Genomic DNA, 13,848 nt, shown 5'->3' on the forward strand with positions numbered 1-13,848 from the left:
TATAGCGAACAGTAAAAAGGCCGCAAATTTGCGGCCTTTTTGATGGTCTAACTAATATTTTGTACCAGCCAGTATAAATCAGAGTGAACGCCAGCAGCAGTCACTTCTTTACCCGCACCGGGGCCTTGTATCACTAATGCGTTTTGCTTATACCACTGGGTATTAATCACAAAAATATTATCGCCAGGGGTCAAATTCGCAACCGCTTCGCTTTTTGGTACATAGGCAATCCCTACCTTAGCGTTTAGCGTGTTGTTTTCAAACTCTAATAACCCGGTGTAGCACAGTGCAGCATTTTGTTGCTGAGCCGCTTGCGCATGCTGCTCAATAAATGCATCTAAACGAGCCTTATTATCAATAAAGTCATTCCAGCTGCCTGCACTTAACTCATCGGGCATCAAAGCGGATAAAGAAATGTCATCAAGTTCCAATTCAATACCTAATTCACGCGCTAAAATAAGCAACTTACGTTGCATATCTCGTCCAGATAAGTCTTCTCGAGGATCAGGCTCTGTGAACCCCAAAGCTTGCGCTTCTAGAACTAAATCTGAAAACGCTTTACTGCCATCATACATACTGCATAACCATGACAGCGTGCCTGAAAACACGCCTTCTATTCGCGTTATTTTATCGCCACTATTTTGTAAATCAGCCAAGGCAAAATTAATCGGTAGTCCGGCCCCTACACTTGCATTATAACGCCAATGTAAGCCACGTTGAGCAAGGCTTTCACGTAGTGTTTGATACCACGAAAGCGATGCGGTTCCCGCGTATTTATTAGCACTAATTAAATGGCAGTTTAATTCAACTAACTTACTATAAAGCTGACTAAAATGTTCACTTGCCGTAATGTCGATCACTATTTTATGTTCATATTCAAGAGTATCTATGTATGACAATAAATCGGCTTGTTTATAGGAGCTTGCATGGTTTTCCCATTGAAGTTGCCAGCTTTCACAGTCTAATCCATTAGCATTCACCAACATCTGCTCTGAGCGTAAAAGCGCTACTAACTTGACGTTAAAATCAGTTGATAAGCGTGCTAGTTGAGCAGGTAATTGGCGCATAAACTCAGCACCTACATTGCCAAGTCCTGCAATAATTAAAGCTATTTCTTGTGCTTTATTAATGAGCTTGTCATGTAACAGGCTCAGCACATCACTTTCAAGTACTTGATCGGTTAATAGTAACGTATATCCCTCACCGTAATGGGTAAACCGAGGCTGGATAGATTGTGTTTGTAATAAGGCTTCACTTTGCTTACCAAGCGGCGCTACCTCTTGATCAGGTGCAATAATCGCCACCCCATTTAAGTTTGACTCACTAATATTGGCGCGGCCAGCAAAATAATTAGCCACCTGATGTGTCGCTGACGCAGGGACTAGTAAGTAGATTTCGCCTTCGTGTTCAAAGTGATGCAAACTATGCTGAATAAGTTGGCTAACATGTGCTACTTCGCCTTCACTCAGATCATCAACAATGAGTAAATCCACATTATTTACTGTGGTTAAAAAGCGTTTTTGTTTACTCATTCCTAGTTTAACTATTTCGGTATGACTGCCTTGAGGATCGTAACTACTGAGAACAACTAATTCTATATCGGTATCTTTTAATGGCGATAATGTTTTAGCGTGTAATACTGGATTACCTAACCTCGCTAATAAATTCGCTTGATCACGGCACACTCGCGCATACTTAACCGCATTAGCAACCTTACGCGGATCAGTACTAAAAACACCTTGAGTGTCAGTCCAAATAGAGACTTTTTTAGCATTGCAATACCGCGCTAATAAAGTGGCACTGTAATCACTGCCATTTCGCCCTAAGGTCACTGTTTCACCATGTAAATCAGCCGCAATAAACCCAGTAACTACATTAATTTTACTCGTCTGTATGGCTTTTAAGCACTGCTGCTGATTATTAGCATGCTGCAGCTGTCCGGCATCTAACGTAAATAACTGCCTAGCGTCATGGGCACAAGCGCTAACGTTAAGCTGTTCTAAGTAAGCGCTTAGTAACCTTGCAGACCACAATTCACCATGTGCTAATAACGCAGCTTCAGCTAATGTTCCTTGCTTAGCCTGCTTGGTAATAATACTGAGTTCAGTTTCAAGTAAATCAAGCGCATGGTGCTTAGCGTTAGCTATTAATAATTGCTCAATCAGAGCTATTTGATGGTTACTCAATAGCAATACAATATCAGCAATAGCTTGAGTGTCTTGCTGTTGATAGCTTTGCCACAGTTTAACTAAGGTATCGGTGGTTTTACCGGCAGCCGATACCACCACACAATCCCCAGCTTGAGCATGAGTTAGAATAATATTTGCGACACTTTTAAAGCGATCCGCTGAGCTTAAACTCGAACCACCAAATTTATGAACCTGATTTACCATATTAATACCGACTCGCATTTATGTTTTGTATTTTGAAGATTGGTATGCACTACCATAACGCCGGATGCGCCGCGTTTAACTTTGCTGAACCAAATGATTCACTAGCACCACTTTTTGCCGATAGGCCGGGATCGGCTTGTCCTGGGCGCACCAAATTAAATACCCCGTCTAAGTCAGCGAGTAAATCATTTACATCTTCAATACCCACCGAGATACGAATAAGCGTGTCGCCTACTCCGGCTTCTGCACGCGCGGTTGCGTCCATGCCGGCGTGGGTCATAGTCGCAGGGTGACAAATCAAACTTTCTACTCCACCTAATGATTCCGCTAAGCTAAATTCATTTAAGCGCGTTAAAAACGCTGCAGCATCGTTTATATCGCCTTTTATATCAAAGCTAACCATAGCGCCAAAGCCAAGCTGCTGCGCCTTAGCTAGCGCATGTTGAGGGTGTGATTCAAGACCTGGGTAGTAAACTTGGGCAACAAACTGGGAGCGTTCTAAATACTGTGCAATGGCGAGTGCATTTTCTTGGTGTTGCCTTAAACGCACGTTTAACGTACGTAAGCCTCTGAGCGTTAAATAGCTATCAAATGGCGCGCCGGTGATGCCAATGTTATTTGCCCACCACGCTAACTCTTCACCTAACTCAGCAGTCGCTGCGATAACCGCGCCACCAACAACGTCTGAATGGCCATTGATATATTTTGTGGTTGAGTGCACCACAATATCAGCGCCAAACTTAATCGGGTTTTGTAATGCTGGCGATAAAAATGTGTTGTCGGCGGCAACCAGTGCACCACACTGTTTAGCTGTATCAGTTACCGCTTTAATATCTGTTAAGCGTAAAATAGGATTGCTAGGTGTTTCAATCCAAATCAGCTTAGGTTTAATAGCAAGGATGCGTGTCAAACTGTCGCTTTTGGTAAAATCGACCACTTCTAGTTTTAATAAGCCGCGCTTTTCTAGCGAAGTAAATAAGCGATAGCTGCCCCCATAACAGTCATGAGGGATCACTAACGTATCGTCACTATTAAGTAATTGTGTTGTTAGGTGAACGGCTGCCATGCCTGTTGCGGTAATAATGCCTTTAGCGCCACCTTCAAGCTCCGTGAGTGCCTCAGCCAAAATGTCACGATTGGGGTTACCACTGCGGCCATAATCATATTGGCGCTTTGTATCAAAGTCAGCAAATGAGTAAGTTGTTGATAAATAAAGCGGTGGAACAACCGCACCATGCTGTTTGTCGGCTTCTATTCCACTACGAACAGCAATTGTTGCCTTATTTTTTTCACTCATTTTCGCTACCTTTACTAATTTGGATGTTTAGACGTCTAAAAGGTAGCGCATGCAATTTAAGATGTCAAAACATTTAAATGTCTAGATAGCTAAATAACTAGTATTTGACTATCTTTTTTAAACCGATAGAATTTCACGCATATTTACACGCTTTGATGCTGTGTGAGCAATTTATAATCTGAGGCAACGATACATCTTATGGCTAAATGGAATGGTGAATATATTCACCCATACGCAGAACACGGGAAAAAATCCGAACAAGTAAAGAAGATCACCGTTTCGATCCCGCTAAATGTATTAAAAGTATTAACTGATGAACGTACTCGTCGTCAAATAAACAACTTACGTCATGCAACAAATAGCGAGCTTTTATGCGAAGCGTTTTTGCATGCGTTTACCGGGCAACCGCTGCCTAATGATGATGATTTGCGTAAAGATAACGCAGAAAAAGTACCTGAAGAAGTGAAGAAAATAATGCAAGAAATGGGACTAGAAGTGCCTATTTTAAATGAAGACTAGAAGGGTCTTTATACAAAAAAACCTCAGCAAATGCTGAGGTTTTTTTTGCGCTAATTTACACTTAACAATTACGCCATGTAGTTTTCTGGCATATCAATTTGTGCCACACCTGAATCAACCGCCGCCTGCGCAACCGCTTTAGCTATACGTGGTAACAAACGTGGATCCATTGGTTTTGGTATAATATATTTAGCACCAAACTCTAATTTGTCGATGCCTGCGGCAGTAAGCACTTCAGCCGGTACGGGCTCTTTAGCAATACTGCGGATTGCTTCTACAGCAGCAATTTTCATCTCGTCGTTTATTTCACTGGCACGTACATCTAACGCACCACGGAAAATAAACGGAAAACACAATACGTTATTAACTTGATTCGGATAATCAGAGCGACCTGTAGCCATAATTAAATCGTTACGTGCAGCGTGTGCTAATTGCGGATCGATTTCAGGATCGGGGTTTGAACAAGCAAATACCACGGGTCTATCAGCCATTAATTTTAAATCTTCAGGGGCTAATAAATTAGGGCCCGATACACCCACAAACACATCGGCATCTTCAATTACATCTTGTAAAGTACGTTTATCGGTATTGTTTGCAAATAATTGCTTATATTCATTCAAGTCATCACGACGCGTATGAATAACTCCTTTGCGATCTAACATATAAATATGTTCACGCAACGCGCCACATTTAATTAAAAGCTCCATACAGGCAACAGCTGCAGCGCCGGCACCTAAACATACAATAATTGCATCTTCAATTGCTTTGCCCTGTACTTCCAGCGCGTTTAGCATACCCGCAGCCGTTACAATAGCCGTACCATGCTGATCATCATGAAAAACAGGAATGCTACAACGCTCTATAAGCGCTTTTTCTATTTCAAAACACTCGGGCGCTTTAATATCTTCTAAATTAATTCCACCAAAGGTGTCGGCAATATTAGCCACTGTGTTAATAAAGTCTTCGGTAGTACGGTGCTTAACTTCAATATCTATAGAGTCTAACCCTGCAAAACGCTTAAATAGTAGCGCTTTACCTTCCATAACGGGTTTTGAAGCGAGTGGGCCTAAATTACCTAAGCCTAAAATTGCGGTGCCGTTAGTAATAACCGCAACCATATTTCCTTTACCAGTATATTTGTAGGCATTTGCTGGATCAGCGGCAATTTCACGAACAGGTTCTGCGACACCGGGGCTGTATGCGAGCGCGAGGTCTTTAACCGTCTCAGCGGGCTTGGTCAGCTCAATACTGATTTTACCTGGAACGGGATGGGCATGGTAATGTAGTGCTTGTTCACGAAAATCTGACATAACGCGATTATATCCTGCAATTTAAGTTAAAGTGAGAGGTAGTTTTAATCTACGATACCTTTATTATTTTTAAATTCCAAGCAATATCAGGTCTATCCTGTTATATGCTAGAACTGTTAATTTTAAGTGATTTATCAGCAACTTCCCTAGATTATCCTGACATTTTTAAAATATAAATTCGTCATAAAAATGAAAAATACAGGTACTTTTTGCCCTTGTTCTATTTTTATAAAGCGTATTTTTTAGTCTTAAATTAAAATAGTGAAATACCGAATTTTATTTAACTTTAAACACAAATAACCTCACGTTACCTGCATTTGAGTACCATCTTTAAAGTTTAACAAATAAAAATATAGAGAATATTGGCTGTTTTGTCTGCAAATGTTTATGCATACTCAGAATAAGAACAGGAAATAGTTATGCAAAAAAAATAAATACAAAATTGCTAAGAAAGCAGGTAGGAAAGTAAATTTTGGCCACAAAAAAAGCACCCTAAGGTGCTTTTTTTACATAGAAACAAAAAATTATTTTTTGCTGCTAAGTGCACCGAAGCGCTTGTTGAAGCGATCAACACGGCCGCCAGTGTCTAAAATCTTTTGCTTACCAGTGTAAAACGGGTGACACGCAGAACATACGTCTAAGTGAATGTCTTTACACAGAGTAGAACGAGTTTCGAATTTGTTTCCGCATGAACAAGTTGCAGAAATTACTTCGTACTTAGGGTGAATACCTTCTTTCATAGGAACCTCTAGTTAAGGCCGCATCGCTCTCCAAACCCGAAGTCTGGCACCATACGTCGTTAAAACAAATTTATTGGTCGCGAATTTTATCCAACAACCCGCACGCACACAAGCTTTAATTACCCTTTTTGCTAAAAAGTCGGCAAACACCTATTCATTACTGATTTGTCGGTAGGCTTTTAATGCTATTTTTAGTACATTAAACCATTACGTTAATTGGTTGAGTTGTTATGCGTTTTGCTGAAGTTGCAATAAAAGTCCCCTTGCCTCGCACCTTTGATTATAAAGTGGATGAGCAATTAGTACCGCTGACTCAATTACAGCCTGGTATGCGCGTGTTAGTCCCTTTTGGCAATCAACGTAAAGTAGCGGTTATTCTTAGCTTAAAAGCGGAAACAGCAGTCCCCGAAGGCAAAATAAAATCTATTATTGAAGTTATTGACGACTCACCGGTGTTATCTGCGCAGCATTTAGAGCTACTGAAATTTACAGCGCGTTATTATTGCTATCCACTCGGTGAAACTATTCATATTGCATTGCCCAGTGCACTGCGCCAAGGTGAGTGCCCTGATAAAACCAGTATAAACATGGTGACATTAAGCGAAAAGGGGGCACTTTTACCGTCTTTAAAAGCTAAAACACAGCTTAATTTGCTTAAGCAATTATCAGCATCCGGTAAATCATCATTAACCGAACTCAAAGCCCTCGGGTTTAATAAAAAAACCATTGATACCCTTTTAGATAAAGAGCTAATAGTTCAAACCATTGAGCACGACAATCAATGGCAACATACCTCGCCAACGGTTGGCAGCAAACCCCGTTTAAATAAAGAGCAAGCCATTGCCTGCACTGCAATTAATCAAAGTACGGGGTTTAATAGCTTTTTGCTAGAAGGTGTCACTGGCAGCGGAAAAACCGAAGTTTACCTGCAATGCCTAGAAGAAGTATTAAAACGTGGCGAACAGGCGTTAGTGCTCGTTCCTGAAATAGGGCTAACGCCTCAAACGGTCAATCGTTTTAGACGTCGCTTTCCTGACACCCCTATTATGTTATGGCACTCGGCATTAACCGATAACGAACGTCTACAAACATGGCGCTTTTGTGAAAAAGGCAGTTGTGCCATTGTTATAGGCACCCGTTCGAGTATTTTTCTGCCATTTTTAAAGCTCGGGATGATTGTGGTTGATGAGGAGCATGATGCCTCATTTAAACAACAAGACACTTTACGCTATCATGCCCGTGATTTAGCTGCGTATCGTGCCTATCAGCATCAAATTACACTTATTTTGGGTAGCGCTACGCCAGCACTAGAAACACTGCATAAAGCTATTAATAACAAATACCAGTTGCTTACATTAAGTGAGCGCGCACAAACCGCCACCGATAATCAGTTTAAGCTGCTCGACATGAAAGGTCAGCCTGATAGAGCCGGTATTGCGCATGCCAGTCTTGCAATAATGCGCCAGCACCTGAATAGAGGAAAGCAGGTGATGGTATTTTTAAATCGCCGTGGGTTTTCTCCTACTTTGATTTGTCATGAATGTGGTTGGTTGAGTGAATGTAACCGCTGCAGCACCAGTGCGACTTTTCATAAGGCAATAGGCCAAATGATTTGCCACCATTGTGGCGATCAATATCATGTACCACATCAATGCCCTGACTGTGGTAGTACGCAAATCTTTCCTAACGGCAAGGGCACCGAGCAAATAGAAGAGTTTTTGAGTAGTGAATTTGCAGACACCCCGATCAGCCGTATCGACCGTGATTCAACTCGGCGTAAAGGTAGCCTTGAAAAAGCACTGGATGAAATAAACCAAGGCGGCGCACGTATTTTAGTTGGTACGCAAATGCTGGCAAAAGGTCACCATTTTGCTGATGTTAGCTTAGTACTTATTTTAGATGTCGATAGTGGTTTGTATTCGTGTGACTTTAGGGCTACTGAGCATTTAGCACAATTAGTAACACAAGTTGCAGGACGCGCGGGACGTTCTGGCGAACCCGGTGAAGTATTATTACAAACGCACTTTCCTGAGCACCCGCTATTACAAGACTTAGTTAATAATGGCTATCAAGATTTTGCCCGCTTTGCACTCACTGAGCGAAGTGATGCACAGTTGCCACCCATTACGAGTATGGCAATTGTTCGCGCACAAGGGCATAACATAAAGCAAGTCGTCGACTTTCTAACGGATTTGGTTCCTGTCAATGGGGTATCTGGTATACAATTGCTCGGACCGATCCCCGCGCCTTTAGAAAAAATTGCGGGAATGTATCGTTTTCAATTACATATTCAAGCGCAAGATCGACGCATACTACATCAGTATCTCGCGCAAATGGTTGATTATCTCAGCACTAGCAAACTTGCACAAAAAGTTCGCTGGAGTTTAGACGTAGACCCTACAGACATGATTTAGGTAAGGCCACATATAACACCATGGCACAGCACGATTATATTAATAAAAAACCAAAAAATAGAAAAAACACTAAACAAGAGCCGGCTAAAAAACCCTTCCCGTTTTTGTTAATCATTATTGCCTTGTTACTAATCGGTGGTTTTGCATACGGACTCTGGTTTGTTAAAAACAATGCCGATCCAGAGCTTGTTGAAAAGCAAGCAAATCCAACACCCGAAAAACAAGTAGAAATAGCTAAACCGCGGCCACCTAAATTTATTAAAGAAATTAAAGAGCATGAGATTCAGGTTGAAGTAAAAGAACTTGAACAAAAAGGCCCTTATGTCATGCAATGTGGTTCATTTAGAACCCATCAGCAAGCTGAAACCTTAAAAGCTAAAATAGCCTTTGCAGGATTAATTTCAGAAATCAAAAAAACCACAGGCAGCAATGGTATTTGGTACAAAGTGCGTTTAGGGCCTTATGAAACCAAGCGTCATGCAGAAAGTGACAAGAACAAACTTAAACGAATTAATATTGTCGGCTGCGGAATTTGGGGCTGGACTTGAATTTAAACCATTCACCCATATAACCTCTTCATAATCGTTTTTTACGCGCTGCCCCTTGCAGCGCGATGATGAGGAATAACATGACTACAATCGTAAGTGTACGCCGTGATGACAAAGTTGTTATTGGTGGTGACGGCCAAGTATCTCTTGGTAACACAGTAATGAAGGGCAATGCCCGAAAAGTTCGACGCCTTTATAATGGCAAAGTTATCGCTGGGTTTGCTGGCGGCACTGCTGATGCCTTTACTCTTTTCGAACGTTTTGAAAGCAAATTAGAAATGCACCAAGGTAACCTCACTAAAGCTGCTGTAGAAATGGCTAAAGATTGGCGTAGCGATCGTGCCCTGCGTAAACTTGAAGCTTTACTTGCTGTTGCTGATGAAACAGCTTCGCTAATTATCACCGGCAACGGTGACGTGGTGCAACCAGAAAACGACCTAATCGCAATTGGCAGCGGCGGTAACTTTGCGCAATCAGCTGCAACCGCCTTATTAGAAAATACCGACTTAAGTGCTCGTGAAATTGTAGAGAAAAGTCTAACAATTGCTGGCAACATCTGTGTATTTACGAATAACTTCCAAACTATCGAAGAATTGTAATAGGAACTCGCTATGTCTGATATGACCCCAAGAGAAATTGTTCATGAGCTAGACCAACATATTATTGGCCAAGCTAAAGCGAAAAAAGCGGTTGCTATTGCCCTTCGTAATCGCTGGCGCCGTATGCAGTTAAACGAAGACTTACGCGCAGAAGTAACGCCAAAAAATATCTTAATGATTGGCCCTACGGGTGTAGGTAAAACTGAGATTGCTCGTCGTTTAGCAAAGCTTGCCAATGCACCTTTTATTAAAGTTGAAGCCACTAAATTTACAGAAGTAGGTTATGTCGGTAAAGAAGTTGAAACTATCATCCGTGATTTAGTTGATGTTTCAATTAAAATGACACGAGAGCAACAAACTAAAAAGTTCAAACATCGCGCTGAAGAAGCGGCTGAAGAACGTATATTAGATGTATTACTGCCTCCAGCGAAAGATCAATACGGTGAAGTTCAGCGCGATGAAAATTCATCGACACGCCAATCGTTTCGTAAAAAGTTACGCGAAGGCCAATTAGATGACAAAGAAATTGATATTGATTTAGCCCAAGCTCAACCTAATATTGAAATTATGGCTCCTCCTGGTATGGAAGAAATGACCAACCAGTTACAGGGAATGTTTCAAAACATGGGTGGTGATAAACGCACTAAGCGTAAGCTTAAAATTAAAGAAGCGTTTAAGTTACTTACTGAAGAAGAAGCCGGTAAACTGGTTAATCCTGAAGAATTAAAAGAACAGGCCATTTTTGCAGTAGAGCAAAACGGCATTGTGTTTATTGATGAAATAGACAAAATTTGTAAACGTGGTGAAGCCTCTGGCCCAGATGTAAGTCGTGAAGGTGTACAACGTGATTTACTTCCGCTTATTGAAGGCTCTACCGTTAATACCAAGCACGGCATGGTAAAAACTGACCACATGTTGTTTATTGCCTCAGGCGCATTCCAAATGTCTAAACCATCAGACATGATCCCTGAGTTACAAGGCCGTTTACCTATTCGTGTTGAACTTGAAGCACTCACAGCCGATGACTTTAAACGTATATTAACTGAGCCACACGCGTCACTTACTGAGCAACAACGCGAGCTACTCAAAACAGAGCAAGTCGCTATTGAATTTAGCGACGACGCAATTGAGCGTATTGCTAAGGCAGCATGGCAAGTAAACGAAAAAACCGAAAATATCGGTGCGCGTCGCCTTCATACAGTTATGGAAAGGCTAATGGAAGAGATTTCATATGACGCTTCTGAAAAAGCGGGTTCAAGCCTTGTTATCGATGCCGCCTACGTTGAAAAACACTTAGGTGCGCTAGTTGAAGATGAAGACTTAAGTCGTTTTATTCTTTAATTGAAAACACAAACAGTTATACTAAAAGCCTCCAATATGGAGGCTTTTTTGTAAGCGAGATGACGATGAAACAAGTTACAAAAGTGCACTATCATAGTGTGAGTAAAAATTTAGATGTTTATTTTGATGATAACTCTGAAGTTATATTTAGCGCTGAGTTTTTACGGGTACACTCTCCCTCAGCAGAAGTTCAAGGCCATGGATCTGAGCCTATGAAGTTAGTACTAAATAAACAAGCAGTGGGTATTAAAACCATTACGCCGGTAGGGCATTACGCGTTACGTTTAGAGTTTGACGATGGCCATAACAGCGGGCTGTTCAGCTGGCAATATTTTGCTAAGTTACAAGCTGAACAAACAAGCTTATGGGATACGTATTTAGAGCGTGTTAAACAACATGAAAACAACAAAGACAGCGTACCCATAAAGTTTGTCCCCTAGTATTTAGTCTGAACTTATACTCTGTGAATGAGAAAAAAGCGGCAATTAAGCCACTTTTTTCTGTTAGTAGTTAAACCTTATATTTTGAAATTGCTTGATGAAGTACCCTTGCTTGCTCAGAGACCTCTTCACTGGTTTGCGCATTAGTTTGTGAGTGAGCCGCAGCCCCCTCGGCAATATCTCGAATACGGACCACGTTTTTATTTACCTCAGAAGCCACCTGACTTTGCTCATCAATAGCAGTAGCAATATGTGTACTCATTTCCATAATAGTTTGCACATCAATGGTAATTGATCCTAGCAGCTCACCCGCTTTTGTTGCTTGTGTAGCACTTTCGCCACCTTGAGTACGACATTGGTGCATGATACTCACAACTTCTTGAGTACGCTGTTGTAGGGTGTTAATAATGCCTTCTATTTCGCTGGTTGACTCCTGTGTACGCTGTGCAAGTGAGCGCACTTCATCTGCAACAACCGCAAAGCCACGACCTTGTTCACCCGCTCTCGCCGCTTCAATGGCAGCATTTAAAGCAAGTAAATTAGTTTGCTCTGCAATCGCACGTATCACATCAAGCACAGAACCTATGGTTTCACCATCTTTTTCTAGCTGAGACACCACGCTGGAAGCTTTACCAAGTGAATCAGATAAGGCATTAATATGCTTAATGGTTGACTCTACTTCAACCTGACCTTGCTGGGCGCTTACATTGGTCGATTCAGCTTTTTTAGCGGCGGCTTCAGTATTGTGTGAAATATCTTGAATCGTTGCCTGCATTTCTGTAGCAGCGGTTGCTACCATATCCGCTTCATGTAATTGCTCTTGCATACCAGAGCTAGTCGCTGAGGTTGTTTCAGATAGATTCCCTGTTGCTATATTAAGCGTTGTTAGAGCCGTATTTACTTCATAGATGAGATCTTTAAAGTCACTAATTAAACTATTAAAGTCTATGGTCATCCTCGTTACTTCATCTTTCCCTTTATGCTCTATAAACAAGCTTAAGTCATTGCTTTTTCTGATCTTATCTATTGCTTGATAAACTTTTTCTATAGGTTGGATAATTGAACGACTGGTTAAGTACACAAGCAGCATAACGATAATACTTGCAATTATAAAAATGACTATTGCCAATAATTGCGCCTGCTGCGCCGTTTCAGTTACTTGCTCTTTAGTCGCAGTAGTGATCAAAGTGACCACTTCATCACTTTTCTTAACACTTATTCTCATTTTCCCTAGGGCACCCGAATTTAAATCGACGCCTAGTTCCACCTGCGCCTCTACCAATGCAGTAAATTTATTTTGGTAGTTGGTCATTAACGAGACCAATTGATTGCGTAAATTATTAGGTAGCTCTGCAGCATTTACTTGTTGTTTTAACTCGCTTGCTAATTTATTAAATCGATCTAAATACTTGGTATCTAAACGTAACATAAAATCTTTTTCAGCTCGGCGTAGCTGTAGCATAGTGGTGAGTAATTGGTAATTATTTTGCTCACTAAGCAATGTTTCTATTTTATGAACTGCTTCTCGCAGCTCGCCATATAAAGCGTCTTTTGGGTGCAACCCGATTTTACGCTGTAGTTTTACAACATTTTGAAAGTCGTCATAGTACTGTTGGGCTAACGTAGAAAATTGATTGACCTGAGCCGTAGCAATATTTAAATCTGCAGATAAAACAGATAGCTTTTCTAGTTTAAATTGTAGTTTTTTATATTCTTGTGCAAATAGCTCTAAACTAGACTCATCTTTGTAAAACAAAAAGTCTTTTTCGTATTTACGCATCGAAAGCTCATGCACATCTAGCTCTTCAGCGTACTGAATAGTTTCATTTAATTTAAGCATAATACGTGCTTCATAAATGATGATGCACAGCATAACAATCATGGCTAAGCCAACGATTAATGCGTTAAATTGTAAACGACGTTTAATCGTTAGATTCTGTAAAAAGTTCATTGTAAATACCTATATTAAATTTGCCAGTTCAGTATAACGTGATGCTTTCTTGTATTAACATAATTTTGTTACATGAAATAAACAATAATGCCTATCATTAAAAACCATAAAAAAGGGCTACCAGTAAAATTTAACCATTAACAAACTCCCTTTATACAAATGGACAATATAATCATCGGCCTGATCACAGTATTGTTTAATTTTAACAGTCTCGCCAATCAGAACTTAAATCTCTCGCACTTATAAACGCTCAGTCCATAGCTTTAAAAATATTTATTTATAAAGATGACAATTTT

At 40.7% G+C, this 13,848-nt stretch carries 11 protein-coding genes; 6 read left to right on the top strand and 5 right to left on the bottom strand.

The window, feature by feature from the left end; all coding sequences use genetic code 11:
* Window positions 1-47 precede the first annotated feature (47 nt).
* Together metL and metB are read right to left on the bottom strand one after the other, a co-directional pair.
* Window positions 48-2,393 (bottom strand): bifunctional aspartate kinase/homoserine dehydrogenase II, encoded by a 2,346-nt coding sequence (gene metL, locus BM380_RS13950; protein ID WP_090494905.1) that lies wholly within the window; start codon window positions 2,391-2,393, stop codon window positions 48-50.
* Window positions 2,394-2,442: 49 nt separating this feature from the next.
* On the bottom strand, window positions 2,443-3,690 hold the full coding sequence (gene metB, locus BM380_RS13955) for a cystathionine gamma-synthase (protein ID WP_090494861.1): 1,248 nt from the start codon (window positions 3,688-3,690) through the stop codon (window positions 2,443-2,445).
* Window positions 3,691-3,888: 198 nt separating this feature from the next.
* On the opposite strand from metB, the gene metJ reads away from it, so the two are divergent.
* Window positions 3,889-4,209, top strand: coding sequence for a met regulon transcriptional regulator MetJ (gene metJ / locus BM380_RS13960; protein WP_008115021.1), 321 nt, complete (start codon window positions 3,889-3,891; stop codon window positions 4,207-4,209).
* Between the two features lie 68 nt (window positions 4,210-4,277).
* On the opposite strand, the gene BM380_RS13965 is transcribed toward metJ, so the two are convergent.
* Window positions 4,278-5,519, bottom strand: coding sequence for a malic enzyme-like NAD(P)-binding protein (locus BM380_RS13965; RefSeq protein WP_016899301.1), 1,242 nt, complete (start codon window positions 5,517-5,519; stop codon window positions 4,278-4,280).
* A gap of 524 nt (window positions 5,520-6,043) precedes the next feature.
* Complete coding sequence (gene rpmE, locus BM380_RS13970; RefSeq protein ID WP_008115018.1) at window positions 6,044-6,259, bottom strand: 50S ribosomal protein L31; 216 nt, start codon at window positions 6,257-6,259, stop codon at window positions 6,044-6,046.
* A 230-nt stretch (window positions 6,260-6,489) separates the two neighbouring features.
* Between rpmE and priA the strand changes: the two genes are divergently transcribed.
* From priA to BM380_RS13995, 5 genes are all read left to right on the top strand, one after another.
* Window positions 6,490-8,673: a primosomal protein N' gene (gene priA, locus BM380_RS13975; RefSeq protein WP_090494863.1), complete on the top strand. Its 2,184-nt coding sequence runs from the start codon at window positions 6,490-6,492 to the stop codon at window positions 8,671-8,673.
* A gap of 20 nt (window positions 8,674-8,693) precedes the next feature.
* Window positions 8,694-9,221 (top strand): SPOR domain-containing protein, encoded by a 528-nt coding sequence (locus tag BM380_RS13980; RefSeq protein ID WP_008115014.1) that lies wholly within the window; start codon window positions 8,694-8,696, stop codon window positions 9,219-9,221.
* A gap of 80 nt (window positions 9,222-9,301) precedes the next feature.
* Window positions 9,302-9,820 (top strand): ATP-dependent protease subunit HslV, encoded by a 519-nt coding sequence (gene hslV, locus BM380_RS13985; protein WP_008115012.1) that lies wholly within the window; start codon window positions 9,302-9,304, stop codon window positions 9,818-9,820.
* Between the two features lie 12 nt (window positions 9,821-9,832).
* Window positions 9,833-11,161, top strand: coding sequence for an HslU--HslV peptidase ATPase subunit (gene hslU / locus BM380_RS13990; RefSeq protein WP_013463899.1), 1,329 nt, complete (start codon window positions 9,833-9,835; stop codon window positions 11,159-11,161).
* Between the two features lie 65 nt (window positions 11,162-11,226).
* The gene (locus BM380_RS13995) at window positions 11,227-11,601 is read left to right on the top strand and encodes a gamma-butyrobetaine hydroxylase family protein (protein ID WP_008115008.1); all 375 of its coding nucleotides are present in this window, start codon (window positions 11,227-11,229) and stop codon (window positions 11,599-11,601) included.
* 70 nt (window positions 11,602-11,671) lie between these two features.
* Here the strand turns inward: BM380_RS13995 and BM380_RS14000 are convergent, their stop codons facing one another.
* Window positions 11,672-13,552, bottom strand: coding sequence for a methyl-accepting chemotaxis protein (locus BM380_RS14000; protein ID WP_090494865.1), 1,881 nt, complete (start codon window positions 13,550-13,552; stop codon window positions 11,672-11,674).
* Window positions 13,553-13,848: the final 296 nt, after the last annotated feature.

It is taken from the genome of Pseudoalteromonas sp. DSM 26666, from assembly GCF_900116475.1.
Taxonomy (GTDB): Bacteria; Pseudomonadota; Gammaproteobacteria; order Enterobacterales; family Alteromonadaceae; genus Pseudoalteromonas; species Pseudoalteromonas tetraodonis.

Excerpts from the sequence above, each read along its gene's own strand:
- hslU (WP_013463899.1), top strand. The coding sequence starts at position 9,833 with ATGTCTGATATGACCCCAAGAGAAATTGTTCATGAGCTAGACCAACAT.
- BM380_RS13980 (WP_008115014.1), top strand. The coding sequence starts at position 8,694 with ATGGCACAGCACGATTATATTAATAAAAAACCAAAAAATAGAAAAAAC.
- metB (WP_090494861.1), bottom strand. The coding sequence starts at position 3,690 with ATGAGTGAAAAAAATAAGGCAACAATTGCTGTTCGTAGTGGAATAGAA.
- BM380_RS13995 (WP_008115008.1), top strand. The coding sequence starts at position 11,227 with ATGAAACAAGTTACAAAAGTGCACTATCATAGTGTGAGTAAAAATTTA.
- metJ (WP_008115021.1), top strand. The coding sequence starts at position 3,889 with ATGGCTAAATGGAATGGTGAATATATTCACCCATACGCAGAACACGGG.
- hslV (WP_008115012.1), top strand. The coding sequence starts at position 9,302 with ATGACTACAATCGTAAGTGTACGCCGTGATGACAAAGTTGTTATTGGT.
- BM380_RS14000 (WP_090494865.1), bottom strand. The coding sequence starts at position 13,552 with ATGAACTTTTTACAGAATCTAACGATTAAACGTCGTTTACAATTTAAC.
- priA (WP_090494863.1), top strand. The coding sequence starts at position 6,490 with ATGCGTTTTGCTGAAGTTGCAATAAAAGTCCCCTTGCCTCGCACCTTT.
- BM380_RS13965 (WP_016899301.1), bottom strand. The coding sequence starts at position 5,519 with ATGTCAGATTTTCGTGAACAAGCACTACATTACCATGCCCATCCCGTT.
- metL (WP_090494905.1), bottom strand. The coding sequence starts at position 2,393 with ATGGTAAATCAGGTTCATAAATTTGGTGGTTCGAGTTTAAGCTCAGCG.
- rpmE (WP_008115018.1), bottom strand. The coding sequence starts at position 6,259 with ATGAAAGAAGGTATTCACCCTAAGTACGAAGTAATTTCTGCAACTTGT.